This is a genomic window from Pseudomonas sp. LSJ-87, from assembly GCF_032971465.1.
Classification (GTDB): Bacteria; Pseudomonadota; Gammaproteobacteria; order Pseudomonadales; family Pseudomonadaceae; genus Aquipseudomonas; species Aquipseudomonas putida_Z.
The window spans coordinates 1-24,450 of record NZ_JAWJYQ010000017.1 but is presented as its reverse complement, the minus strand read 5'-3'; the positions used below and the strand labels follow the sequence as shown (position 1 = coordinate 24,450).

Genomic DNA, 24,450 nt, shown 5'->3' with positions numbered 1-24,450 from the left:
GCATTACCAAGTACCCTATGACCGTCCAGGGCGCTCGCGCCCTGGAAGAGGAGCACCTGTTCCTGAGCAAGACCGAGCGCCCGCGCCTGAGCCAGGCCATCGGCGAAGCACGTGAACTGGGCGACCTCAAGGAAAACGCCGAATACCATGCCGCCCGTGAAGAGCAGGGCATGGTCGAGGCGCGTATCCGCGATATCGAAGGCCGCCTGCAGAACTCGGTGGTGATCGACGTGACCACCATCCCTCACACCGGCAAGGTGATTTTCGGTACCACCGTGGTACTGGCCAACACCGAAACCGATGAAGAGGTGACCTACCAGATCGTCGGCGAGGATGAAGCTGACGTGAAGCAGGGCAAACTCTCGAGCGGTGCGCCGATTGCCCGTGCCATCATCGGCAAGGAAGAAGGTGATACTGTCGTCGTCAAGACGCCTAGCGGGACGGTCGAGTACGAGATTGTCGAAGTCAAGCACATCTGACCGGCGCCTGCGGGCGCCATCCCTCGAGGGGATCCTCTGGCAGCTGGCCCAGGTTTTCTGGGTCGGTGGCTTGTGGGTGTTTCACGTGGGGCTGGTGCCCGCGCTCAAGGTCAGTGGCCTGGCGCCGCTGCTGGTGCAGGATATCGCCGGGCAGATCGACCGCTGGTTGATCGGTGTGGCGCTGCTTGGCTTGTTGACCCAGCTGGCGGTGCTGGCAAGGGTGGACGGCCTGTCGGCCTGGTGGCAGCAGTTCCGTGGCCAGATGCTGTTGCTCGGCTTCGGTGCCTGCGTGGGGTATTACACCTTGCGCTACGGTATTTCCGTTGGCGAGCGCTGGCAGCTGCTCTGTTTCCTGGTGCTGGGCTTTTCCGGCATCGTGCTGGTGGCCCAGCCGGTTCCGGTCAAGGTGCGCCGCTAAACGGCTCGAGATCGCTGGGGCCGCTTTGCGGCCCTTTCGCGACACAAGGCCGCTCCCACAGGGATTGCGTTGTGCCGCAGGTCGGTGCAATCCCTGTGGGAGCGGCCTTGTGTCGCGATGGGCTGCGCAGCAGCCCCCGTGCCGTTACTTGTAACGGTGGATATTGGACAGCTGCTTGTTCGGCTGTGGGTTCTTGCGGTAGATCAGGGCTTTCTTGCCAATGGTCTGCACCAGCTCGGCACGGCCGGCCTTGCACAGTTCGGCAATGGTCTCGGCCCGCTCTTCGCGGTCTTCCGAGCGAATTTCGACCTTGATCAGCTCATGGTCGACCAGGGCGCGCTCCAGTTCGGCGATGACGCCTTCATTCAAACCGTTGCCAGCAACGATCAGGACCGGCTTCAGGTCATGACCAATGGACTTGTATTGCTTCTTCTGCTCGTTGTTGAGCGGCATAATCTGACCCTTTCCGTCTGATTCTGTAAAATTGACCGGCATTTTACCCGAGGGCCACCGGCTCCGCCCAGTCAATCACGACGCATATCATCGAGGTGCCCCGTGGTACAACGTTCCAAAAGCAGCGCAAACTGGCTGCGAGAGCATTTCAACGATCCTTTTGTGAAACAGGCACAAAAGGATGGCTACCGCTCGCGTGCGAGCTACAAATTGCTGGAGATCCAGGAAAAGGACCGGCTGATCCGCCCAGGCATGAGCGTGATCGACCTCGGCGCGGCTCCTGGTGGCTGGTCGCAGGTGACCAGTCGTCTGATTGGTGGCCAGGGCCGCCTGATCGCCTCCGACATCCTGGAGATGGACTCGATCCCCGATGTGACCTTCATCCAGGGTGATTTCACCCATGATGAAGTGCTGCAGCGCATTCTCGAGGCCGTCGGCGATTCACACGTGGACCTTGTGATTTCCGACATGGCCCCCAATATGAGTGGTACGCCTGCGGTGGACATGCCGCGTGCCATGTTCCTCTGCGAGCTGGCCCTCGATCTGGCAACCCGCGTGCTGAAGCCCGGCGGCGATTTCCTGATCAAGATTTTCCAGGGCGAAGGTTTTGACGTGTACCTCAAGGACGTGCGCAGCAAGTTCGACAAGGTACAGATGCGCAAGCCGTCGTCGTCGCGTGACCGTTCCCGCGAGCAGTACCTGCTGGGCAGGGGTTTCAAGGGGGCATGAAAGGCGTGAAGCGTGGTGGCCGATAGTTATTTCCAATCGGCCGCTGCGTCAGGATCGTCCGAACTTCGTGTAGTCTAGCTTTCACAAAGGGTTACAGACGGTGCCTGCGGCTGCGTAGGTAATGTAGTAAGTTAGGGCGATGAATATCATGCGAGGAACGGCTGCGTCGTGCGCCGACCTCAGAGGGTAGCGAATTGAACGACATGGCAAAGAATCTGATCCTGTGGTTGATCATCGCAGCTGTCCTGGTGACAGTGATGAACAACTTCTCCAGCCCTAACGAGCCGCAGACCCTCAACTATTCCGACTTCATCCAGCAGGTCAAGGATGGCAAGGTCGAGCGTGTGACCGTCGACGGCTACATCATTACCGGCAAGCGCGCCGACGGCGACAATTTCAAGACCGTTCGCCCGGCCATTACCGACAACGGCCTGATCGGCGACCTGGTCGACAACCACGTCATCGTCGAAGGCAAGCAGCCTGAGCAGCAGAGCATCTGGACCCAGCTGCTGGTGGCGAGCTTCCCGATCCTGGTGATCATCGCCGTCTTCATGTTCTTCATGCGCCAGATGCAGGGCGGCGCGGGCGGCAAGGGCGGGCCGATGAGCTTCGGCAAGAGCAAGGCGCGCCTGCTGTCCGAAGACCAGGTCAAGACCACTCTGGCCGACGTTGCAGGTTGCGACGAAGCCAAGGAAGAGGTCGGCGAGCTGGTCGAGTTCCTGCGCGACCCGGGCAAGTTCCAGCGCCTGGGCGGCCGTATCCCGCGTGGCGTGCTGATGGTCGGCCCGCCCGGTACCGGTAAGACCTTGCTTGCCAAGGCCATCGCCGGCGAGGCGAAGGTGCCGTTCTTCACCATTTCCGGTTCGGACTTCGTGGAAATGTTCGTCGGTGTCGGTGCCAGCCGTGTGCGCGACATGTTCGAGCAGGCCAAGAAGCACGCCCCGTGCATCATCTTCATCGACGAGATCGACGCCGTTGGTCGCCACCGTGGCGCCGGCATGGGTGGCGGTCACGACGAACGTGAGCAAACCCTCAACCAGTTGCTGGTGGAGATGGACGGCTTCGAGATGAACGATGGCATCATCGTCATCGCCGCTACCAACCGTCCGGACGTGCTCGACCCGGCTCTGCTGCGCCCCGGCCGCTTCGACCGCCAGGTGGTGGTTGGCCTGCCGGACATTCGTGGTCGCGAACAGATCCTCAAGGTTCACATGCGCAAGGTGCCGGTCGGCGAGAACGTCAACCCGGCGGTCATTGCTCGTGGTACCCCTGGCTTCTCCGGTGCGGACCTGGCCAACCTGGTCAACGAGGCCTCGCTGTTTGCCGCGCGCGCCAACAAGCGCCTGGTCGAAATGAAAGAGTTCGAGCTGGCCAAGGACAAGATCATGATGGGCGCCGAGCGCAAGACCATGGTCATGTCCGAGAAAGAAAAGCAGAACACCGCCTACCACGAGGCTGGTCACGCCATTGTCGGTCGCCTGGTGCCTGAGCACGATCCGGTCTACAAGGTTTCGATCATTCCGCGCGGTCGTGCCCTGGGCGTGACCATGTTCCTGCCGGAAGAAGACCGCTACAGCCTGTCCAAGCGCGCACTGATCAGCCAGATCTGCTCGCTGTACGGCGGCCGTATTGCCGAAGAAATGACCCTGGGCTTCGACGGTGTCACTACCGGCGCGTCCAACGACATCATGCGTGCCAGCCAGATCGCCCGAAACATGGTGACCAAGTGGGGCCTTTCCGAAAAACTCGGCCCGCTGATGTACGCCGAGGAAGAAGGCGAGGTGTTCCTGGGTCGCAGTGCTGCCAGCCAGCACGCCAGCGTTTCCGGCGAAACTGCCAAGCTGATCGACTCGGAAGTGCGCAGCATCATCGACCAGTGCTACGCCACGGCCAAGCAGTTGCTCACCGACAACCGTGACAAGCTCGATGCCATGGCCGAAGCGCTGATGAAGTACGAGACCATCGACGCCGAGCAGATTGACGATATCATGGCCGGCCGTACCCCCCGCGAACCGCGCGACTGGGATGATGACTCGGCTTCGGGCAAGCCTGCTGCCCAGGGTGATCGCCCGGAATCGCCGATCGGCGGTCCAGCGGCTCAACACTAAGGGCATCTATGAGCTCAGCGCAGTACCCGACCCGGTTGCCTTGCGGCAACCGGGTTCTTGATTTGTCGCGTACCCATGTCATGGGTATTCTCAATATCACCCCTGATTCCTTCTCCGATGGCGGGCGCTTCAACCAGCGCGACGAGGCGTTGCGTCATGCCGAAGCGATGGTTGCCGCAGGCGCCACGCTGATCGACATCGGCGGCGAGTCCACGCGTCCGGGCGCGCGCGCGGTATCGGTGACCGAGGAGCTGGAGCGGGTAGCCCCCATGGTCGAGGCGATCAACAGCCGCCTCGATGTGGTCATCTCGGTCGATACCTCCACCCCGGCGGTCATGCGTGAATCGGCGCGCCTCGGTGCGGGGCTGATCAACGACGTGCGAGCCCTGGAGCGCGATGGCGCCCTGGATGCTGCCGCGGATACCGGCCTGCCGGTATGCCTCATGCACATGCGCGGCGAGCCGGGTAACATGCAGGACGACCCACATTACGAAGATGTGACCGCCGACGTTACGCGTTACCTTGAGCAGCGAATGGCCGCCTGCGCTGCGGCGGGCATCGACGCAAACAGAATCATCCTTGATCCGGGCTTCGGTTTTGCCAAGACACTGGCGCACAACCTGAGCCTGTTCAAGCATATGGAAGCGCTCTATCGCCTTGGGCGCCCGCTGCTGGTGGGTGTTTCACGCAAGAGCATGATCGGCCTGACGCTGGAACGTCCGGTCGGCGAGCGGTTGTACGGCAGCCTCGCGCTGGCGGCGTTGGCCATGACCAAGGGGGCGAGCATCCTTCGTGTCCATGACGTGGCCGAAACCGTTGATGTGGTGCGCATGATCGCTGCGGTGCAAAACGCCGAATAAGAACATTGGAGCCCCTATGAGCAGAAAATACTTTGGTACCGACGGCATTCGTGGCCGTGTCGGCGAATACCCGATCACGCCTGACTTCATGCTGAAGCTTGGTTGGGCGGCCGGCATGGCCTTCCGCAAGCAAGGCCACTGCCGGGTGCTGGTTGGCAAGGACACGCGTATTTCCGGCTACATGTTCGAGTCCGCACTCGAAGCCGGCCTGTCTGCGGCAGGTGCCGACGTGATGCTGCTCGGGCCGATGCCTACGCCGGCCATCGCCTACCTGACGCGTACCTTCCACGCCGAAGCCGGCATCGTCATCAGCGCCTCGCACAACCCGCACGATGACAACGGCATCAAGTTCTTCTCGGGCCAGGGGACCAAGCTGCCGGATGAAGTCGAGCTGATGATCGAGGAATTGCTCGACCAGCCGATGACCGTTGTCGACTCGGGCAAGCTGGGCAAGGTTTCGCGCATCAACGATGCCGCCGGCCGCTACATCGAGTTCTGCAAGAGCAGCGTGCCGAGCAGCACCAGTTTCGACGGCCTCAAGCTGGTGGTCGATTGCGCCCATGGCGCCACCTACAAGGTTGCGCCAAGCGTGTTCCGCGAGCTGGGTGCCGATGTGACCGTGCTGCATGCTCAGCCCGACGGCCTGAACATCAACGAAGGCTGTGGCTCGACTCACATCGAATCGCTGCAGGCTGCCGTGCTGGTCGGTCATGCCGACCTGGGCATCGCCTTCGACGGTGATGGCGACCGCGTGCTGATGGTCGACCACACCGGCGCCATCGTCGATGGTGACGAACTGCTGTTCATCATCGCCCGCGACCTGCAGGACCGAGGCAAGCTGCAGGGCGGGGTAGTGGGCACGCTGATGAGCAACCTGGGCCTTGAGCTTGCGCTGAAGGACCTGGATATCCCGTTTGTGCGGGCCAAGGTCGGTGACCGTTACGTCATGGCCGAGCTGCTGGAGCGTGAGTGGCTGGTCGGTGGTGAAAACTCCGGTCACGTCGTGTGCTGCAATCACACCACCACTGGTGACGCGATCATCGCTGCGCTGCAGGTGCTGATGGCACTCAAGCGCCGTGGCGAAACCCTGGCCCAGGCTCGTCAGGCCCTGCGCAAGTGCCCGCAGGTGCTGATCAATGTGCGCTATGGCGCCAGCAAGGTCGACCCGCTGGAGCACCCGGCGGTCAAGGAAGCCAGTGCCAAGGTGACCGAGGCCTTGGCCGGTCGCGGCCGCGTCCTGCTGCGCAAATCCGGTACCGAGCCGTTGGTGCGGGTGATGGTCGAGGGCGAGGACGAAAGCCAGGTGCGTGCGCACGCAGAAGCGTTGGCCAAACTGGTTGGCGAAGTTTGTGTCTGAAGGCGCTTGCCAGCGCAGATAGGGTTGGGTACTATCTGCGCCCACTTTGACCGACGAGGTAAAGCATGCGTCGCCCTATGGTAGCTGGTAACTGGAAGATGCACGGTACCCGCGCTAGCGTCGCTGAGCTGACCGAAGGCTTGAGAAATCTGGCCTTGCCGAGCGGAGTGGAAGTCGCGGTGTTTCCACCGGCCTTGTTCATCAATCAAGTGATCGATGGTCTGGCAGGCAAGGAAATTACTGTCGGCGCACAGAATTCTGCAGTACAACCCGAACAGGGTGCGCTGACCGGAGAAGTTGCTCCGGAACAGCTGGTTGAAGCAGGCTGCAAGTTGGTGTTGATTGGTCATTCGGAGCGTCGCCAGATCATTGGTGAAACCGACGAAGTGCTCAATCGCAAGTTTGCAGCGGCCCAAGCCAAAGGTTTGAAGCCAGTGCTTTGCATCGGGGAAACCCTTGAAGAGCGCGAGGCCGGCAAAACGCTCGAAGTTGTCGGGCGTCAACTAAGCAGTATCATCGAGGCATTCGGTGTTAAGGCTTTTGCCAATGCAGTAATTGCCTATGAGCCTGTATGGGCCATTGGCACTGGCCTTACGGCCACGCCACAGCAGGCCCAGGATGTGCATGCAGCCATCCGCGGCCAGCTGGCGGCAGAAGATGCTGAAGTGGCTGCGAAGGTGCAGTTGCTCTACGGCGGCAGCGTGAAGGCGGCCAATGCGGCCGAACTGTTCGGCATGCCGGATATCGATGGGGGGCTCATTGGTGGAGCTTCCCTGAACGCAGACGAATTCGGTGCAATTTGTCGCGCCGCAGGAAACTGAACAAATGCTGGAAACAGTCATCGTTGTTTTTCATCTGTTGGCAGCGCTGTCGCTTGTAGTGCTGGTTCTGTTGCAACAGGGTAAAGGTGCGGAAGCAGGTGCATCTTTCGGCGCGGGTGCTTCAAATACCGTGTTCGGGAGCCAGGGCTCTGCAACGTTCCTGAGTAAATTAACTGCTATACTCGCTGCCACTTTCTTTTTGACAGCACTTGGGTTAGGATACTTCGCGAAGCAACAAGCTCACCAGCTTAGCCAAGCAGGTCTTCCAGATCCAGCAGTGCTAGAAGTGAAAGAGCCGCAGAAACCGGCAGTTAATGATGATGTACCGGTGCTCCAGCAGCAGAAGAGCGAAACCACTCCTAATACGGGTGATGTACCTCCTCCGGCACAAGAGCAGAAGTAACGGGTTTCAAGTAGTAGTATTGCCGAGGTGGTGGAATTGGTAGACACGCAACCTTGAGGTGGTTGTGCCCATAGGGTGTAGGGGTTCGAGTCCCCTTCTCGGTACCAATTAAAGCTTGAGAGCCCGCTTTAGCGGGCTTTCTTGCAGGTGAAGGTTCGGATTTGACCCTCAGGAGGGTTCGGTCTTATACTTTTGCCCCAGCTTTGTCGCGGGGTGGAGCAGCTTGGTAGCTCGTCGGGCTCATAACCCGAAGGTCGTTGGTTCAAATCCAGCCCCCGCAACCAGCTTCAGCGGAGCCCCTTTTCAGGGGCTTTTTGCTAACCGAACAGTTTTCGGCGTCGTTGTCCAACGGCGCTTTCAGGGATGGGCGCTTCGCCCATTTTTTATTTGCACAGCATGCACGAGGGGGTTCAGGTGTCGAGCAAGCTAGAACAGTTGCAGGCCTTGTTGGCCCCGGTTGTCGAGGGTCTGGGCTATCAATGCTGGGGGATCGAATACGTTTCCCAGGGTAAGCATTCGGTACTGCGCATCTACATCGACAAGGAAGGCGGCATCCTGGTGGACGACTGCGAAGCGGTCAGCCGTCAGGCCAGCGCAATTCTCGATGTGGAAGATCCGATCAGCAGTGAATACACCCTCGAGGTGTCTTCTCCAGGCATGGATCGCCCACTGTTCACTCTGGAACAGTTTGCCTCGCATGCCGGCGAACAAGTGAAGATCAAGCTGCGCTCACCCTTCGAGGGTCGTCGTAACTTCCAGGGCCTTCTCCGCGGTGTGGAGGAGCAGGACGTGGTGGTCCAGGTGGACAATCAAGAGTTCCTGTTGCCGATCGACTCGATCGACAAGGCCAATATTATTCCCAGTTTTGACTGAGACGTGCCGGGCCCGGCGGACTATCCGGGCCCAATGGCTTGCGCAAGGCGAGGCGTACGATGAGCAAAGAAGTACTGCTGGTTGTTGAATCGGTATCCAACGAAAAAGGTGTACCGCCCGGCGTCATTTTCGAAGCGCTGGAAGTGGCACTGGCCACTGCAACCAAAAAACGTTTTGAAGACGAAGTCGACCTGCGTGTGGAAATCAACCGCCACACCGGTAGCTACGAGACCTTCCGTCGCTGGACCGTGGTCGACGAAGCCGATCTTGATGATCCGGCGATCGAGACCTGGTTGAGCAAGATTCACGAAACCCACCCTGAAGCCAAGGTCGGTGACGTGATCGAAGAGAAGATCGAGTCCATCGAGTTCGGTCGTATTGCCGCCCAGACCGCCAAGCAGGTCATCGTGCAGAAGGTCCGTGAGGCCGAGCGTGCCCAGGTGGTCGATGCCTACCGCGAGCGCGTTGGAGAGATCATCTCCGGCACCGTCAAAAAGGTTACCCGCGACAACGTCATCGTTGACCTGGGCAACAACGCCGAGGCCCTGCTGGCCCGCGAAGACATCATTCCGCGTGAGACCTTCCGTGTTGGCGTGCGCCTGCGTGCGCTGCTCAAGGAAATTCGCACCGAGAACCGTGGCCCTCAGCTGATCCTGTCGCGCACCGCGCCACAGATGCTGATCGAGCTTTTCCGCATCGAAGTGCCGGAAATTGCCGAAGGCCTCATCGAAGTCATGGCTGCCTCCCGTGATCCGGGTTCGCGAGCCAAGATCGCCGTCCGCTCCAAGGACAAGCGCATCGACCCGCAAGGCGCCTGCATCGGCATGCGTGGTTCGCGCGTCCAGGCCGTATCCGGGGAGCTGGGTGGTGAGCGTGTGGATATCGTCCTGTGGGACGATAACCCGGCGCAGTTTGTCATCAACGCCATGTCGCCGGCTGAAGTCGCGGCGATCATCGTTGATGAAGATGTCCATGCCATGGACATCGCCGTTGCCGAGGACAACCTGGCCCAGGCCATTGGTCGTGGCGGTCAGAACGTTCGCCTGGCCAGTCAGCTGACCGGCTGGACCCTGAACGTGATGACCGAGAAGGACATCCAGGCCAAGCAGCAGGCCGAAACCGGTGACATCCTGCGCAATTTCATCGATGAACTGGAAGTCGACGAGGAGCTGGCCCAAGTGCTGGTCGACGAAGGCTTCACCAGCCTCGAAGAAATTGCCTACGTACCGTTGGAAGAAATGCTCAACATCGATGGCTTTGACGAAGATATCGTCAACGAGCTCCGCGCTCGAGCCAAGGACCGTTTGTTGACCAAGGCCATCGCTACCGAAGAAAAACTGGCAGACGCCCATCCGGCTGACGACCTGCTCTCCCTCGAGGGCATGGACAAGGACCTGGCGGCGGAACTGGCGGTGCGCGGCGTGGTTAACCGCGAAGACCTGGCCGAGCAGTCGATCGACGATCTGCTCGACATCGACGGCATCGACGAAGAGCGTGCCGGCAAGTTGATCATGGCCGCCCGAGCCCACTGGTTCGAGTAATTAGGCGCGGCCTGAGGAGAGAAGTGCATGACGCAAGTCACGGTGAAAGAACTGGCCCAAGAGGTCGAGGCACCGGTAGAGCGCCTGCTGCAGCAGATGCGTGAGGCAGGTCTGCCGCACACCGACGCCGGTCAGGTAGTGACCGACAATGAGAAGCAGACCTTGCTGACTCATTTGAAGAGCAGCCACAAGAGCAAGGCGGAAGAACCGCGCAAGATTACCTTGCAGCGCAAAACCACCAGCACCCTGCGTGTCGCCGGTAGCAAGAGCATCAGCGTAGAAGTACGCAAGAAGAAAGTATTCGTGCAGCGCAGCCCGGAAGAAATCCAGGCTGAGCAGAAGCGTGAACTGGATGAGCGCCGCGCGGCTGAAAATGCCGCTCGCGAGAAGGTCGAGGCCGAAGTTCGCCAGCGCAACGAAGAGCAGGCTCGCCGTCAGGCCGCCGATACCGCTGCTGCAGCCCCTGCGCCTGCCGCCAAGCCAGAGGCGGCGCCTGCCGCTGCCCCGGCCCCGGTAGTTGCCGATGCCCCGGCGTCCGAAGACGCCGCAGCCCGTGCCGCCGAGCGCAAGAAGGACGAAGCCCGTCGCAACGAAGGCCGCACCCGTGACGAAGACCGTCGTGGTGGCGAGCGTCGTGGCGAGGCCCCGCGCGTGTCGATCAAGGTCAAGGTCAAGGAGAAGGAAAAGGCTCCGACTCCTCGTGCCGCACCGCGCACCACCGATGAAGAGAGCGATGGCGTACGCCGTGGCCGCGGTGGCAAGAGCAAGCTGAAGAAGCGCAACCAGCACGGCTTCCAGAACCCGACCGGTCCAGTCATCCGTGACGTGACCATCGGCGAGACCATCACCGTCTCGGAACTGGCCCAACAGATGTCGGTCAAGGCCGCTGAAGTGGTCAAGTTCATGTTCAAGCTGGGTACCCCGGTCACCATCAACCAGGTGCTCGACCAGGAAACCGCTCAGCTGGTCGCCGAAGAACTGGGCCACAAAGTGACCCTGGTCAGCGATACCGCCCTGGAAGACTCCCTGGCCGAATCGCTGAAGTTCGAAGGTGAAGTCGAATCGCGTGCGCCGGTCGTTACCGTCATGGGTCACGTTGACCACGGCAAGACCTCGCTGCTCGACTACATCCGTCGTGCCAAGGTTGCCGCTGGCGAGGCCGGTGGTATTACCCAGCACATCGGTGCCTACCACGTGGAAACCGACCGCGGCATGGTCACCTTCCTCGATACCCCAGGCCACGCTGCGTTCACCGCAATGCGTGCCCGTGGTGCCAAGGCTACCGACATCGTCATCCTGGTGGTGGCAGCGGACGACGGCGTGATGCCGCAAACCCGCGAAGCCGTTCAGCATGCCAAGGCAGCTGGCGTTCCGCTGGTGGTTGCGGTGAACAAGATCGACAAGCCGGGTGCCGATATCGATCGCATCCGCAACGAGCTGGCCGTCGAAGGCGTGACCTCCGAGGACTGGGGTGGTGACACTCCGTTCGTCAAGGTTTCGGCGAAGATGGGTACCGGCGTCGACGAACTGCTCGAAGCTGTCCTGCTGCAGGCCGAGATCCTCGAGCTGACCGCTACCCCGACCGCTCCAGGTCGTGGCGTGGTTGTCGAATCTCGCCTGGACAAGGGCCGTGGCCCGGTGGCGACCATCCTGGTTCAGGACGGTACCCTGCGTCAGGGCGACATGGTCCTGTGCGGTTCCAACTATGGCCGCGTGCGCGCCATGCTCGACGAGAACGGCAAGCCTGTGAAGGAAGCCGGCCCGTCGATCCCGGTCGAAATCCTCGGCCTGGACGGTACCCCGGAAGCCGGTGACGAGCTGTCCGTGGTTGCCGACGAGAAGAAGGCCCGTGAAGTTGCCCTGTTCCGTCAAGGCAAGTACCGCGAGGTCAAGCTGGCCCGTGCTCACGCCGGCAAGCTGGAAAACATCTTCGAGACCATGGGTCAGGAAGAGAAGAAGACCCTCAACATCGTCCTCAAGACCGACGTGCGTGGTTCCCTGGAAGCACTGCAGGGTTCGCTGTCGGGCCTGGGCAACGACGAAGTTCAGGTGCGCGTGATCGGTGGCGGCGTCGGTGGTATCACCGAGAGCGACGCCAACCTGGCGCTGGCTTCGAATGCAGTACTGTTCGGCTTCAACGTGCGTGCCGATGCCGGCGCGCGCAAGATCGTCGAGCAGGAAGGTCTGGATATGCGTTACTACAACGTGATCTACGACATCATCGAAGACGTCAAGAAGGCCCTGACCGGCATGCTCGGCAGCGATGTTCGCGAGAACATCCTGGGTGTCGCCGAAGTACGTGACGTGTTCCGTTCGCCGAAGTTCGGCGCCATCGCTGGCTGTATGGTCATCGAGGGTACCGTGTACCGCAACCGTCCGATCCGCGTACTGCGCGAAGACGTTGTTATCTTCGAAGGCGAACTGGAGTCGCTGCGTCGCTTCAAGGACGACGCCTCCGAAGTGCGTAACGGCATGGAGTGCGGTATTGGCGTGAAGAGCTACAACGACGTCAAGGTCGGCGACAAGATCGAAGTCTTCGAGAAAGTCCAGGTTGCTCGTACCCTCTAAGGGTGAGCAGGGCGCCAGCCCCCGCCGCAGGGCGGTGGGCAGTGCCTCAGTAGGTAGCGCCCGGTCAGGCATCAGCCTGACCGGGCGTTTGCCGCTTTAAGTTACAGGTAGCAAGAATGGCCAAAGAATACAGCCGTACCCAACGTATCGGTGATCAGATGCAGCGCGAGCTGGCCGAGCTGATCCGCCGTGAAGTCAAGGACCCCCGCGTCGGTCTGGTCACCATCACCGCTGTGGATGTCAGCCGCGACCTAGGCCATGCCAAGGTCTTCATCACCGTCATGGGCGAAGAAACGCCAGACGCAGTGCAGCAGTCGCTCAAGGCCCTGAACAGCGCCGCCAGCTTCCTGCGCCTGCACCTGGGCCGCTCGATGCAGCTGCGCAGCGTGCCGCAACTGCATTTCCACTTCGACGAAAGCGTCAGCCGCGGTGTCCACCTGTCGGCACTGATCGAGCGCGCGGTCGCCGAAGACCGTCTGCACAAGGATGCCGACAAGCCGGACGCCGAGGAGTAAGCGGTGGCCCAGGTCAAACGTATCCGCCGCAACGTCAGCGGCATCATCCTGCTCGACAAGCCGCTGGGCTTCACCTCCAACGCCGCCCTGCAAAAGGTGCGCTGGCTGCTCAATGCGGAAAAAGCCGGCCATACCGGCAGCCTCGACCCGCTGGCAACCGGCGTGCTGCCGCTGTGCTTCGGCGAAGCGACCAAGTTTTCGCAGTACCTGCTCGATTCCGACAAGGGCTACGAAACGGTCATGCAGATGGGGCAGACTACCAACACCGGTGATGCCGAAGGTGAGGTGCTGCAGACCCGCGAGGTGACCGTTGGTCGCGCCGACATCGAGGCCCTGCTGCCGCGTTTTCGTGGCCAGATCAGCCAGATACCGCCGATGTACTCGGCGCTCAAGCGTGACGGCCAGCCGCTGTACAAGCTGGCACGTGCAGGAGAGGTAGTGGAGCGCGAGGCGCGTTCTGTTACTATTGGCCGCTTGGAGTTGCTCGAGTGCGAAGGCACCCGTGCACGGTTGAGCGTAGGATGCAGCAAAGGCACCTATATCCGCACCCTGGTGGAGGATATCGGCGAGGCCCTTGGTTGCGGCGCCTATGTCGCCGAGCTGCGCAGGACCCAGGCCGGGCCTTTCGCGCTGGCACAGACGGTCACCCTCGAGGAACTCGAACAGGCCCACGCCGAAGGCGGCAACGAAGCGCTCGACCGCTTCCTCATGCCCTCGGACAGCGGCCTGCAGGACTGGCCGCTGGTGTGCCTGTCCGAACACAGTGCGTTCTACTGGCTGCATGGGCAGGCGGTACGCGCGCCGGACGCGCCACAATTTGGCATGGTCCGGGTACAGGATCACAATGCACGCTTCATCGGTATCGGTGAAGTGAGCGAAGACGGGCGCATTGCGCCGCGTCGGCTGATTCGGTCGGAATGACCGAAACCGCGGGGCCAGGCAGTTGCCAGGCCCCACGGCACCAAGGGTGGCTGTCAGTAGGCACGGTCACACCTTTTTTATTAATACAGGGATTTGTCCCTGGCCTATTGGACCCCGCATGCGGGATCCGTTATCAGGAGAAGCCAAATGGCCCTCAGCGTTGAAGAAAAAGCTCAGATCGTTGCCGAATACCAGCAAGCCGCCGGCGATACCGGTAGCCCGGAAGTGCAGGTTGCTCTGCTGACCGCCAACATCAACAAGCTGCAAGGCCACTTCAAGGCCAACGACAAAGACCACCACTCCCGTCGTGGTCTGATTCGTATGGTCAACCAGCGTCGTAAGCTGCTGGACTACCTGAAGGGCAAAGACACCACTCGTTACAGCGCCCTGATCGGTCGCCTGGGTCTGCGTCGCTAATAGCGGCCTGGCCAGTGGTGTGCATGGCGTGTCGCAGGCTTCGGCAGGGCTGTTTTGCAGTGCTGCCGTTGGACACGCCACGCGTATCTCCGAGGTTGGCAGCCTGGCAATGCTGAGCGGATTTTCCGCTTGGTGCCAGGCTCCCAGCCTCGTGTTGTATCTGGACGGTCAATGGGGCCGATTCCCCGTTCTGCCCAAGAATTCGCAAGAAACCAGTTCCCCCAAGAGCCACTGAAAAAGGTAGGAAACCGTGAACCCGGTAATCAAGACTTTCCAGTTCGGTCAATCGACCGTTACTCTCGAAACGGGCCGTATTGCCCGTCAGGCAACCGGCGCCGTGCTGGTGACCGTCGACAACGACGTCACCGTGCTGGTGACTGTGGTAGGCGCCAAACAGGCCGATCCAGGCAAGGGTTTCTTCCCGTTGTCGGTCCACTACCAGGAAAAGACCTACGCCGCCGGCAAGATCCCGGGTGGCTTCTTCAAGCGTGAAGGCCGTCCTTCCGAGAAAGAGACCCTGACCTCGCGCCTGATCGACCGTCCGATCCGTCCGCTGTTCCCGGAAGGCTTCATGAACGAAGTGCAGGTCGTCTGCACCGTGGTTTCCACCAGCAAGAAGACCGACCCGGACATCGCTGCGATGATCGGTACCTCGGCTGCCCTGGCCATTTCCGGCATTCCGTTCGAAGGCCCGATCGGCGCCGCTCGCGTTGCCTTCCACGAAAGCACCGGCTACCTGCTGAACCCGACCTACGAGCAACTGGCTGCCTCGAGCCTGGACATGGTCGTTGCCGGTACCTCCGACGCTGTACTGATGGTTGAATCGGAAGCCAAAGAGCTGACCGAAGACCAGATGCTGGGCGCCGTACTGTTCGCCCACGACGAATTCCAGGCCGTGATCCAGGCCGTCAAGGAACTGGCCGCCGAAGCCGGCAAGCCGACCTGGGACTGGCAGCCAGCCCCAGCCAACGTCGAGCTGATGAACCTGGTGCGTGGCGAGTTCGGCGAAGCCGTTTCGCAGGCCTACACCATCACTCAGAAGGCTGACCGTTACAACCGCCTGGGCCAGCTGCGCGACGAGGCTGTTGCCCGTCTGAGCAACGAAGAGACCGGCCCGTCCGCCAGCGCCATCAAGGACATCTTCGGCGAGCTGGAATACCGCACCGTCCGCGAGAACATCGTCAACGGCAAACCGCGTATCGACGGCCGTGACACCCGCACCGTGCGCCCGCTGAACATCGAAGTCGGCGTATTGCCGAAGACCCACGGTTCGGCGCTGTTCACCCGTGGCGAAACCCAGGCCCTGGTCGTCGCGACCCTGGGTACTGCCCGTGACGCCCAGCTGCTGGACACCCTGGAAGGCGAGAAGAAAGACCCGTTCATGCTGCACTACAACTTCCCGCCATTCTCGGTGGGTGAGTGCGGCCGCATGGGCGGCGCCGGCCGTCGTGAAATCGGCCACGGCCGCCTGGCCCGTCGTGGCGTGCAGGCCATGCTGCCGAGCGACAGCGACTTCCCGTACACCATCCGCGTGGTATCGGAAATCACCGAATCCAACGGTTCCAGCTCCATGGCTTCGGTCTGTGGTGCTTCCCTGGCCCTGATGGACGCCGGTGTACCGATGAAGGCACCGGTTGCCGGTATCGCCATGGGCCTGGTCAAGGAAGGTGACAAGTTCGCCGTCCTGACCGACATCCTGGGTGACGAAGACCACCTGGGCGACATGGACTTCAAGGTAGCCGGTACCGCCAAGGGTGTTACTGCGCTGCAGATGGACATCAAGATCAACGGCATCACCGAAGAGATCATGGAAATCGCCCTGGGCCAGGCCCTGGAAGCGCGCCTGAACATCCTCGGCCAGATGAACCAGATCATCGCCCAGTCGCGTAGCGAGCTGTCGGCCAACGCCCCGACCATGATCGCGATGAAGATCGACACCGACAAGATCCGCGACGTCATCGGTAAAGGCGGCGCCACCATTCGCGCCATCTGCGAAGAGACCAAGGCTTCGATCGACATCGAAGACGATGGCTCGATCAAGATCTTCGGCGAAACCAAGGAAGCGGCAGAGGCTGCCAAGCAGCGCATCCTGGGCATCACCGCCGAGGCCGAGATCGGCAAGATCTACGTCGGCAAGGTCGAGCGCATCGTCGACTTCGGTGCCTTCGTCAACATCCTGCCTGGCAAGGACGGCCTGGTGCACATCTCCATGCTGAGCGATGCTCGCGTCGAGAAAGTCACCGACATCCTGAAAGAAGGCCAGGAAGTCGAAGTACTGGTACTGGACGTGGACAACCGCGGCCGTATCAAGCTGTCGATCAAGGACGTTGCCGCGGCCAAGGCCTCGGGCGTCTAAGCGACTGCCACGCAACAGGAAAAGGGCCCTTCGGGGCCCTTTTTTCATGGGCGAAAGGGAACCTTTTGCGGACTTGCATCTTGCATGCAGGTTTACCGTGCAGATTGCAAAATGCACGACGACGGGAATGCTGGTTTTTCGCTAACTTATTGATTTTAAAGGAAACAAGCGAAGCGGAAAATCTGGCACAGCGCGTGCAACTACCTTCATACCTGACGCCAGGACATACGGCGCAGACCTTTCGAAAAACAGGAGTGACTCACATGAAGAAGTTCGCCATTGCTGCCGCTACTGCTACCGCCCTGACCCTGACCATGGCTAACGGCGCATTCGCTGCAGAGCCAACCCAGGCTCCAGTCATGTTGGCCGCCAATACCGTGGACAACGCCAAGCAGGAAGGTTCTGACACCTGGATCACCACCAAAGTGAAAGCGGACCTGCTGACTGAAAAAGGTATTCCAGGCAGCGACATCAAAGTCGAGACCAGCCAAGGTGTCGTCTCGCTGTCGTCTGACGTGGCGGTGACTCAGTCCCAGAAAGAAGAAGCTGTTCGTATTACCAAGAACATCAAAGGCGTCAAAAGTGTGATGTCGGACGGCCTGAAAGCCGAATAAGGAATGTCCCGTCGGCCAAAAGGATTTGGCCACCTTCGCTCCGAGCCCCGGCTATTTGCCGGGGTTTTTCATTGGTAGCTAGTACGCCGGATTACGCGCAATCACATCACTCTCGAAGCACTCCTGCTCGACGATCAGCGGCTCGACCAACGGCCGGCTATCGCGAAAGTGCGCAGTCTGGGTATGCGCGTCATACGCCGCATCATCGCGGTAGATCTCGTACAGGTAGATCACCTCCGGGTCGACCCGGTCCTGCGACACATCGAACACCAGGCAGCCAGGTTCGGTGGCGACAGAAGCTGCGGCATTGACCTTGATCGCAGTCAGAAAATCCTCGGCGCAACCGGGTTTTACTCGGGTCTTGATGAACAGGCTATACACAAGGCTCTCCTTTTGTTTTAAATTCTACTGTGAATTGTATACAAAAATGGAGCCTCGCCAATGTCCGAATTGCCTGCACGCCCTGGCCGCCTGAACGGCCTGCGTCATATTGCCTTGTTGGTACCCAACCTGGAGGAGTGTGAACGCTTCTACGTCGATGTGCTGGGCATGGAAGTGCTGAACCGCGCCAACGAAGACCTGGTGTACCTCACTTGTGGTAACGACAACCTGTCGCTGGGGCGCGGGGCAGGGGCGGCCAATGGGTTGCAGACCCTGGACCACTATGGGTTCATCGTCGATAGCGTGGAGGAGCTGGAAGCCTGGTACCAGTACTTCAAGGCGCACGGCGTGACCTTGCTGGACCGGCCGTTCAACCATGGTGACGGGGCGCGCAGCTTCCACCTGTTGGACCCGGCAGGGAACAAGGTGCAGCCGTTGTACCATCCGGCGGTGTCGGGGCAGCGTTTGGTGTGAAGCCTGTACCGGCCTCTTCGCGGGCTTGCCCGCTCCCACAGGTACTGCACAGGCCTTGAACTGTGCAGTACCTGTGGGAGCGGGCAAGCCCGCGAAGAGGCCAGACCTGCTAGTAGAAGTTACTCGGCATCCAGATGCATCGGTGTCACCACCCGCCCATCGCTCTCGGCCTGGCCCAGGTTGGTATCGATGAAGTACACCCGGTCATCTTCCAGCTGGCCCTTGTCCACCAGGTAATCCTTGATGCTGCTGGCCCGCTCCTGGCCCAGCGTGCGCAGTAGCGCAGTACTCTCGGCCCAGGACTTGATCACCGCCTCGCGCAGCTTGGCGGTGCGCTCTTCGCGGCCCAGTTGCTCCCATTCGGCAGGCGGCTGCTGCTTCAGGCGGTTACGGTAGATACCTTCGAGCATCGCCGGTTTGTCACTGTCGTCGACCACCAGCATCGAGGCATTGGCCGGCACCTTGTCACCGCGACGCTGCAGGATCTTGTACCAGGTGGCCTGGTACTCGCGCTCCAGGCGCTGCTGGGCGATCAGCGGGCCATCGCTGGCCTGGGCGCTGGTGCCTTCGATTTCCAGGCGCAGTTCCGGGCGTTCCTTCAGGGCCGACGCCAGCTTGTCCAGCGATGCCTGGGCGTCGCTACCGAGCTCGCTGGAGCCCGGGGCGAAGGCCACGTTGCCCAGGTCTTCCGAGCCACCGCCGGCAATCAGCCCGCCAATGAACTTGAACGGTGCCTGCGCCGCACGCAACACCAGGTTGCGCAGGGTTTGCCAGACGATCGGCATCACGCTGAACTGCGGGTTGTTGAGGTCGCCGGACACCGGCAGCTCGATCGAGATCTTGCCTTCAGTATCCTTCAGCAGCGCCACCGCCAGGCGGATCGGTAGGTCCACGGCGTCCGGGCTGTCGACCTTCTCGCCCAACTGCAGCTGCTCCACCACCACCTTGTTCTCGGCCTTCAGCTGGCCATTGGTGATCAGGTAGTGCAGGTCGAGGTTGAGCCGGCCCTTGCGGATGCGGAAGCCGGCGAACTTGCCGGAGTAGGGGGTGAGTGTGGTCAGCTCGACCCGCTTGAAGCTGGTGGCGATGTCCAGGCTGGCCAGCGGGTTGAACGGGTTGAGGGCGCCTTTGATGGTGACCGGCGCGTAGCGGTCGACCTTGCCCTTGACGTCGACCTTGGCCGGCACCGGCTTGCGGTTGTCGATGGTGCCGATCCGGCCGTTGAGCTGCTGGATGGCCGTGGCGAAGTTGGGGGTGAGGGACAGGTCGGCGAAGTTGGCCGAGCCGTCGTTGATGTCGATCTGGCCGATGTGGATGCCCAGCGGCTTGTCGTTGCTGGCAGCGGCCGGCTTGGCCTGGCTGGTCGCCGGGGCGCCGGCCGGCTGCGGGATCAGCAGGTCGTTGATGTTGGTGGTGCGGTCCTCGTTGATGATGAAGCGCGCATAGGGTTGCAGCAGAGTCACCTTGTCGATCGATAGCGCATCGCCGTGCACGTAGGACAGGCCGTCGACGTTCACCTGCTGCCATTTGACGAAGTCACGGCTTTTGATGGTGTCGAGGGTGTGCAGCTGGCTGACCTGTGCCTTGCCGGTAACGCTGAAGGCCAGCGGTGCGGTGTTCTTCAGGTCGACCTTGAGGTCGCTGGCGAGCATGCCGCTGCGTAGCTCCAGCAGGATGAACGGGCTGATATAGGCCTGGGCCACTCGCAGGTCGATGTCGCGGGTGCTCACGTCCAGCTTGGCCCAGATGGGCGCCAGGTTGACCTGGCCGGCCGCCTGCAGTTTGCCTTGCTTGCCCACGCCGGTATCGAGCTTGAGGGTGAAGGGCGACTTGTTGAGGCTGTCGAAACCTTGCAGGTCGGCGTTGAGCGGGCCGACGTCGAGGGCCACCGGCTCCTTCTGGGTACGGTCTGCCAGGTGCACCAGGTAGTTACGCAGTTGCACATCCTTGAGCAGCACCTGCCAGGGTTTGCTCGGCTCCTTGGCGGCTTGCTGTTCGGGCGTGGGTTCGGCGGCTGCCGGCTCGGCCTTTTCCTTCGGCGTAGCCTTGGCCGGCTGGCTGGCGAACAGCTTCTGCCAGTCAAGCTGGCCGTCCTTTTCCAGCGCAGCCCAGGTTTCCAGTTTTTCGCTGCGGATCTTGCCCACGGTGACCAGCTGCTTGACCAGGTCGACCGAGGTTTCGCTTACTTCCAGGCTGGCCAGGCGTGCCAGCGGGCGGCCATCCGGGGCCTTGATGGCAAACGGGGCGATGCGCACCGACGCGTTGTCCAGCAACAGTTCGGTCTGTTTGGCAAGGTTGAGCTTGTAGTGGGTGTCGAGGCTGACCACGCCCTCTTCCAGCACCAGTGGCACGGCATCGCGCACATAGGGCCAGAATGCCTTCATCTTGCCTTCGGTGATCTTCAGTGTGCCTTCAGAGGCGATCGGCGCCAGGCTCAGGGTACCTTTCCAGTCGATACGCCCGCCGTTGGGGCCGATGGCCACCAGGGTCATGTCGGCATTGTCGTTGGGCAGGGTGCTGAGGTTTTTCAGCTCCAGATTCATGTTGTCGTAGAGGAACTCGATCGCCTCGCTCGGGCGCAGGTCCTCGAAGTGCAGGTAGCCGTCGCTGAGCTTGATGCTGCCGATGCGTAGCGGGAACGGGTCGCTGGGCGGCTCGTCAGGCTTGGCTTCGCTGGCTGGCAGCTTGAACAGGCGGGTCAGGTTGAGGGTACCGTCCTTGGCGAACAGCACTTCGTTGCGTGGCTTGACCAGTTCCACTGCGTCCAGGTGCAGGGCACCGCTCCACAGGCTGTCGAGCGAGAGGTTGGCGTACAGGCGCTCGAAGCCGACCTGCTCCTTGCCCGGCTCGCCGATCTGCAGGCCCCACAGCGTCAGCTCGAGGCTGAAGGGGTTGAGCTCGATCCGTTCGAGGTGGGCAGGCACGGTCGCGTACTGGGCCAACTGCTGGTTGGCGATGCGCAGCGCGACACCGGGGAGAACGAGAAAGCCGAGAAGGCTGTACAGGGCTACGAGGGCCAGCAGTGCGCCAGCGGCGCGAGTCAATCCTTTGTACATGTGTCGCTTCGTCTGTCTAAGCAGGAGAGCTTGGAGTATGGCACGTTAAATCAGTTCCGCTGAGGCGACCATCTGACCTCATTCGATACCCATGCGCCGTTTGGCCCGATGCGCCGAGCCGTCGCGCATCGCCCAGCGCAATATCGGCGCGGTGCGTTGCAGGCCCAGGCGGATCATGCGCCGCTGCAACGGGCCGTGCTGCAGGTCGAGCATGGCCTGGGCCCAGGCCGGCAGCAGGTCGATGCCGGCGTGCAGCATCAGCTTGCCCACCGGCTGTGCCAGGCGGCTGGGGGCGGGGGCATCGAGCAGGATGCTGACCACCTCATGGCTACGGGCGTCGCAGTGCAACTGCGGCCGCATGCGCTGCAGGTAGTCCTCGACTTGCTGGCACGAGCGCGGCACGTCGCGGGCGCCAAGGCGCTCGGCAATCAGCGCGATCTCTGCGTAGTAGGCATCCTGCTCGGCGCGCGCAAGGTGCGGGTTGCGGTAACGCAGGTGGGCGGCGAGGAAGCTGCTGACTTCCGCCACATGCACCCAGGTCAGCAGGTCCGGGTCGCTGGCTGCATATGGGCGGCCATCCGGCGCGGTGCCGGTCACCTGCAGGTGGATGGTGCGCACCTTGTCGATCAGCCACTCGGCATCGCGGGTGGCGCCGAAGGTGGTGCCGGAGATGAATTGGCTGGTGCGGCGCAGGCGGCCGAGCAGGTCTTCACGGAAGTTGGAATGGTCCCACACCCCGGCCAGGGCCAGCGGGTGCAGCAATTGCAGCATGAGGGCGCTGATGCCACCGACCAGCATGCTCGGGAAGTCGCCATGTACCCGCCAGCTGATACTGTGCGGGCCGAACAGGCCGGGGTCGCCCTTGGGCGATTCCAGGTCGAGCTGGCCGAGGGCCAGCCCGGTAAGGCTCATGACCTGGGTTTCGATGCGGCGGCGAAGGGCTTCCATGGCGACCTGTGGTTCAGGGCGGCCATGAACAGCGGCCGCCGGTTACTGGTTGAGGCGTTTGTCGATCAGGCCCTGCACCACACTTGGGTCGGCCAGGGTCGAGGTATCGCCCAGGTTGTCGAGTTCGTTGCAGGCGATCTTGCGCAGTATACGCCGCATGATCTTGCCTGAGCGTGTCTTGGGCAGCGCCGGCGCCCACTGGATCAGCTCGGGCTTGGCGAAACTGCCGATTTCCTTGCTGACCAGGGCCAGCAACTCGGCCTTGAGCGCGTCGTCCGGCGTTACGCCATTCATGGGCGTGACGAAGGCATAAACGCCCTGGCCCTTGAGGTCGTGGGGGTAACCGACCACCGCCGCTTCGGCGACGCTGTCATGCAGCACCAGCGCGCTTTCCACTTCGGCGGTACCGATACGGTGGCCGGAAACGTTGATCACATCATCGATACGCCCGGTGATCCAGTAATCACCATCGGCATCGCGGCGGGCACCGTCGCCGGTGAAGTAATAGCCGGGCATCGGCTTGAAGTAGGTGTCGACCATGCGCTGATGGTCGCCATAGACGCTACGGATCTGCCCGGGCCAGCTGGCCTTGATCACCAGCAGGCCGGCACCGGGGCCTTCGATCAGCTTGCCCTTTTCGTCCAGCAGCACTGGTTGTACGCCGAACATGGGCTGGGTGGCACAGCCGGGCTTGAGCGACTGCGAGCCGGGCAACGGGGTGAGCATGATGCCGCCGGTTTCGGTCTGCCACCAGGTATCGACGATGGGGCAGCGCTTTTGCCCGACTTCCTCGAAATACCACTCCCAGGCTTCGGGGTTGATCGGCTCGCCGACGCTGCCCAGCAGGCGCAGGCTCTGGCGTGAAGTGTTTTGCAGCGGCGCGGAGCCTTCGCGCATCAGCGCGCGCAGGGCAGTCGGGGCGGTGTAGAAGATGTTCACCTGGTGCTTGTCCACCACTTGCCAGAAGCGCGAGGTGTCCGGGTAGTTGGGCACGCCTTCGAACATCAGCGAGATCGCGCCATTGGCCAGTGGACCATAGACGATGTAGCTGTGGCCGGTGACCCAGCCGACATCGGCGGTGCACCAGAACACCTCGCCGTCACGGTAGTCGAACACCACCTTGAAGGTGAGGGTGGCCTGCAGCAGGTAGCCGCCGGTAGTGTGCAGCACGCCCTTGGGTTTGCCGGTGCTACCGGAAGTGTAGAGGATGAACAGCGGATCTTCGGCGCCCATCGGCTCGGGAGCGCAGTCGTCGCCGGCCTTTTCCGTTGCCTCGTGGTACCAGAGGTCACGGCCTTCGGCCCAGGCGAAATCGCCGCCGGTGCGGCGCACCACGAATACGCTGCTGACCGCGGGGCAGCTGGCCAGGGCCTTGTCGACGTTCTGTTTCAGCGGGATGCGTTTGCCGCCGCGCACGCCTTCATCGGCGGTGATCACCGTACGGCAGTCGGCATCGAGGATACGGTCGCGCAGGGCATCGGGCGAGAAGCCGCCGAACACCACCGAGTGGATGGCACCGATGCGGGTGCAGGCAAGCATGGCGAAGGCGGCCTCGGGGATCATCGGCATGTAGATGCACACCCGGTCGCCTTTCTTCACCCCGCGTGCTTTCAGCGCATTGGCCAGGCGGCAGACCTGGCGGTGCAGTTCGCGGTAGGTAATGGCCTTGGAATCCTTGGGATCGTCGCCTTCCCACAGCAGGGCGGTCTGTTCGCCGCGTCGGGCCAGGTGGCGGTCGATGCAGTTGTAGCTGACGTTGAGCTGGGCGCCGTCGAACCAGCGGGCGCTGCCGGTCTTCAGGTCGCATTGCTGCACGCTCGACCAGGGTTTTATCCAATCCAGGCGCTTGGCCTGTTCGGCCCAGAAGGTGTCGGGGTCATCCACCGACTGGCGGTAGAGGCGGCGATACTCGTCGGGGGTGAGGGCGGCGGACTGGCTGACGGCCAGGGCCTGGGGGTAGTTGCGGATATCGAACATGGCGGGTGGTCCTGCTCTTGTAAGGGGCGATGGACTGCAACGGCTATTCGATAGGACAGTGTAGCTGGGAGAGGTGTTCAACCTGTGCCGGCCTCTTCGCGGGCTCGCCCGCTCCCACAGGTACTGAACAGTTCTTGAGGCCTGTGCGGTACCTGGACTGCCCCCAAGAAGTTGGACACCA

General features: G+C 61.8%; 22 protein-coding genes and 2 tRNA genes. 19 read left to right on the top strand and 5 right to left on the bottom strand.

Annotation, left to right across the window (positions count from 1 at the left end; all coding sequences use genetic code 11):
* Nucleotides 1-2: 2 nt before the first annotated feature.
* On the top strand, nucleotides 3-479 hold the full coding sequence (greA, locus tag RYH74_RS11350) for a transcription elongation factor GreA (RefSeq protein ID WP_024717413.1): 477 nt from the start codon (nucleotides 3-5) through the stop codon (nucleotides 477-479).
* Entirely contained in the window at nucleotides 457-897 is a 441-nt protein-coding gene (locus RYH74_RS11345; protein WP_049798463.1) for a hypothetical protein, read from the top strand. The genes greA and RYH74_RS11345 overlap by 23 nt, the downstream gene beginning before the upstream one ends.
* 144 nt (nucleotides 898-1,041) lie before the next feature.
* Here the strand turns inward: RYH74_RS11345 and yhbY are convergent, their stop codons facing one another.
* Nucleotides 1,042-1,350, bottom strand: a complete 309-nt coding sequence (yhbY, locus tag RYH74_RS11340; RefSeq protein ID WP_003249945.1) for a ribosome assembly RNA-binding protein YhbY — start codon at nucleotides 1,348-1,350, stop codon at nucleotides 1,042-1,044.
* Between the two features lie 102 nt (nucleotides 1,351-1,452).
* On the opposite strand from yhbY, the gene rlmE reads away from it, so the two are divergent.
* From rlmE to RYH74_RS11260, 16 genes are all read left to right on the top strand, one after another.
* A complete protein-coding gene (gene rlmE, locus RYH74_RS11335) occupies nucleotides 1,453-2,079 on the top strand; it encodes a 23S rRNA (uridine(2552)-2'-O)-methyltransferase RlmE (RefSeq protein WP_025340705.1) in 627 nt (208 codons plus the stop codon).
* A 203-nt stretch (nucleotides 2,080-2,282) separates the two neighbouring features.
* Nucleotides 2,283-4,187, top strand: coding sequence for an ATP-dependent zinc metalloprotease FtsH (gene ftsH / locus RYH74_RS11330; protein ID WP_025340704.1), 1,905 nt, complete (start codon nucleotides 2,283-2,285; stop codon nucleotides 4,185-4,187).
* An 8-nt stretch (nucleotides 4,188-4,195) separates the two neighbouring features.
* The gene (folP, locus tag RYH74_RS11325) at nucleotides 4,196-5,047 is read left to right on the top strand and encodes a dihydropteroate synthase (protein WP_075046426.1); all 852 of its coding nucleotides are present in this window, start codon (nucleotides 4,196-4,198) and stop codon (nucleotides 5,045-5,047) included.
* Nucleotides 5,048-5,063: 16 nt separating this feature from the next.
* A complete protein-coding gene (glmM, locus tag RYH74_RS11320; RefSeq protein ID WP_075046425.1) occupies nucleotides 5,064-6,404 on the top strand; it encodes a phosphoglucosamine mutase in 1,341 nt (446 codons plus the stop codon).
* Nucleotides 6,405-6,469: 65 nt separating this feature from the next.
* On the top strand, nucleotides 6,470-7,225 hold the full coding sequence (tpiA, locus tag RYH74_RS11315) for a triose-phosphate isomerase (RefSeq protein ID WP_025340701.1): 756 nt from the start codon (nucleotides 6,470-6,472) through the stop codon (nucleotides 7,223-7,225).
* 4 nt (nucleotides 7,226-7,229) lie between these two features.
* A complete protein-coding gene (secG, locus tag RYH74_RS11310; RefSeq protein ID WP_015271857.1) occupies nucleotides 7,230-7,628 on the top strand; it encodes a preprotein translocase subunit SecG in 399 nt (132 codons plus the stop codon).
* Nucleotides 7,629-7,649: 21 nt separating this feature from the next.
* Nucleotides 7,650-7,735 (top strand) — tRNA-Leu (locus RYH74_RS11305).
* 100 nt (nucleotides 7,736-7,835) lie between these two features.
* Nucleotides 7,836-7,912 (top strand) — tRNA-Met (locus tag RYH74_RS11300).
* A gap of 130 nt (nucleotides 7,913-8,042) precedes the next feature.
* The gene (gene rimP, locus RYH74_RS11295; protein WP_003249960.1) at nucleotides 8,043-8,501 is read left to right on the top strand and encodes a ribosome maturation factor RimP; all 459 of its coding nucleotides are present in this window, start codon (nucleotides 8,043-8,045) and stop codon (nucleotides 8,499-8,501) included.
* A gap of 59 nt (nucleotides 8,502-8,560) precedes the next feature.
* The gene (gene nusA, locus RYH74_RS11290) at nucleotides 8,561-10,042 is read left to right on the top strand and encodes a transcription termination factor NusA (RefSeq protein WP_317409411.1); all 1,482 of its coding nucleotides are present in this window, start codon (nucleotides 8,561-8,563) and stop codon (nucleotides 10,040-10,042) included.
* Between the two features lie 27 nt (nucleotides 10,043-10,069).
* Nucleotides 10,070-12,610 (top strand): translation initiation factor IF-2, encoded by a 2,541-nt coding sequence (infB, locus tag RYH74_RS11285; RefSeq protein WP_025340700.1) that lies wholly within the window; start codon nucleotides 10,070-10,072, stop codon nucleotides 12,608-12,610.
* Between the two features lie 116 nt (nucleotides 12,611-12,726).
* Nucleotides 12,727-13,125, top strand: coding sequence for a 30S ribosome-binding factor RbfA (rbfA, locus tag RYH74_RS11280; protein ID WP_025340699.1), 399 nt, complete (start codon nucleotides 12,727-12,729; stop codon nucleotides 13,123-13,125).
* A 3-nt stretch (nucleotides 13,126-13,128) separates the two neighbouring features.
* Complete coding sequence (gene truB / locus RYH74_RS11275; protein WP_013974284.1) at nucleotides 13,129-14,046, top strand: tRNA pseudouridine(55) synthase TruB; 918 nt, start codon at nucleotides 13,129-13,131, stop codon at nucleotides 14,044-14,046.
* A gap of 147 nt (nucleotides 14,047-14,193) precedes the next feature.
* Complete coding sequence (rpsO, locus tag RYH74_RS11270) at nucleotides 14,194-14,463, top strand: 30S ribosomal protein S15 (protein WP_003249971.1); 270 nt, start codon at nucleotides 14,194-14,196, stop codon at nucleotides 14,461-14,463.
* A 250-nt stretch (nucleotides 14,464-14,713) separates the two neighbouring features.
* Nucleotides 14,714-16,819 carry a polyribonucleotide nucleotidyltransferase gene (gene pnp, locus RYH74_RS11265; protein WP_075046423.1) on the top strand — a complete coding sequence of 702 codons (2,106 nt, stop codon included), beginning with the start codon at nucleotides 14,714-14,716 and terminating at the stop codon, nucleotides 16,817-16,819.
* A gap of 263 nt (nucleotides 16,820-17,082) precedes the next feature.
* A complete protein-coding gene (locus RYH74_RS11260) occupies nucleotides 17,083-17,433 on the top strand; it encodes a BON domain-containing protein (protein ID WP_025340697.1) in 351 nt (116 codons plus the stop codon).
* 78 nt (nucleotides 17,434-17,511) lie between these two features.
* Here RYH74_RS11260 and RYH74_RS11255 read toward each other — a convergent pair whose 3' ends face one another.
* The gene (locus tag RYH74_RS11255; protein WP_075046422.1) at nucleotides 17,512-17,814 is read right to left on the bottom strand and encodes a putative quinol monooxygenase; all 303 of its coding nucleotides are present in this window, start codon (nucleotides 17,812-17,814) and stop codon (nucleotides 17,512-17,514) included.
* 60 nt (nucleotides 17,815-17,874) lie between these two features.
* On the opposite strand from RYH74_RS11255, the gene RYH74_RS11250 reads away from it, so the two are divergent.
* Nucleotides 17,875-18,288, top strand: a complete 414-nt coding sequence (locus RYH74_RS11250) for a VOC family protein (RefSeq protein ID WP_010955354.1) — start codon at nucleotides 17,875-17,877, stop codon at nucleotides 18,286-18,288.
* A gap of 119 nt (nucleotides 18,289-18,407) precedes the next feature.
* On the opposite strand, the gene RYH74_RS11245 is transcribed toward RYH74_RS11250, so the two are convergent.
* The 3 genes from RYH74_RS11245 to acs form a co-directional block, all read right to left on the bottom strand.
* Nucleotides 18,408-21,344, bottom strand: coding sequence for a DUF748 domain-containing protein (locus tag RYH74_RS11245; protein WP_075046421.1), 2,937 nt, complete (start codon nucleotides 21,342-21,344; stop codon nucleotides 18,408-18,410).
* A 78-nt stretch (nucleotides 21,345-21,422) separates the two neighbouring features.
* Entirely contained in the window at nucleotides 21,423-22,292 is an 870-nt protein-coding gene (locus tag RYH74_RS11240) for an oxygenase MpaB family protein (RefSeq protein ID WP_025340694.1), read from the bottom strand.
* A 42-nt stretch (nucleotides 22,293-22,334) separates the two neighbouring features.
* Entirely contained in the window at nucleotides 22,335-24,269 is a 1,935-nt protein-coding gene (gene acs, locus RYH74_RS11235) for an acetate--CoA ligase (protein ID WP_317409409.1), read from the bottom strand.
* Nucleotides 24,270-24,450 lie beyond the last annotated feature (181 nt).

What these genes read in the sequence shown, in the direction of transcription:
- acs (WP_317409409.1), bottom strand. Translation starts at nt 24,269, where the DNA reads ATGTTCGATATCCGCAACTACCCCCAGGCCCTGGCCGTCAGCCAGTCC.
- RYH74_RS11260 (WP_025340697.1), top strand. Translation starts at nt 17,083, where the DNA reads ATGAAGAAGTTCGCCATTGCTGCCGCTACTGCTACCGCCCTGACCCTG.
- RYH74_RS11250 (WP_010955354.1), top strand. Translation starts at nt 17,875, where the DNA reads ATGTCCGAATTGCCTGCACGCCCTGGCCGCCTGAACGGCCTGCGTCAT.
- rbfA (WP_025340699.1), top strand. Translation starts at nt 12,727, where the DNA reads ATGGCCAAAGAATACAGCCGTACCCAACGTATCGGTGATCAGATGCAG.
- yhbY (WP_003249945.1), bottom strand. Translation starts at nt 1,350, where the DNA reads ATGCCGCTCAACAACGAGCAGAAGAAGCAATACAAGTCCATTGGTCAT.
- secG (WP_015271857.1), top strand. Translation starts at nt 7,230, where the DNA reads ATGCTGGAAACAGTCATCGTTGTTTTTCATCTGTTGGCAGCGCTGTCG.
- tpiA (WP_025340701.1), top strand. Translation starts at nt 6,470, where the DNA reads ATGCGTCGCCCTATGGTAGCTGGTAACTGGAAGATGCACGGTACCCGC.
- rpsO (WP_003249971.1), top strand. Translation starts at nt 14,194, where the DNA reads ATGGCCCTCAGCGTTGAAGAAAAAGCTCAGATCGTTGCCGAATACCAG.
- ftsH (WP_025340704.1), top strand. Translation starts at nt 2,283, where the DNA reads ATGGCAAAGAATCTGATCCTGTGGTTGATCATCGCAGCTGTCCTGGTG.
- glmM (WP_075046425.1), top strand. Translation starts at nt 5,064, where the DNA reads ATGAGCAGAAAATACTTTGGTACCGACGGCATTCGTGGCCGTGTCGGC.
- RYH74_RS11245 (WP_075046421.1), bottom strand. Translation starts at nt 21,344, where the DNA reads ATGTACAAAGGATTGACTCGCGCCGCTGGCGCACTGCTGGCCCTCGTA.
- infB (WP_025340700.1), top strand. Translation starts at nt 10,070, where the DNA reads ATGACGCAAGTCACGGTGAAAGAACTGGCCCAAGAGGTCGAGGCACCG.
- RYH74_RS11240 (WP_025340694.1), bottom strand. Translation starts at nt 22,292, where the DNA reads ATGGAAGCCCTTCGCCGCCGCATCGAAACCCAGGTCATGAGCCTTACC.
- nusA (WP_317409411.1), top strand. Translation starts at nt 8,561, where the DNA reads ATGAGCAAAGAAGTACTGCTGGTTGTTGAATCGGTATCCAACGAAAAA.
- folP (WP_075046426.1), top strand. Translation starts at nt 4,196, where the DNA reads ATGAGCTCAGCGCAGTACCCGACCCGGTTGCCTTGCGGCAACCGGGTT.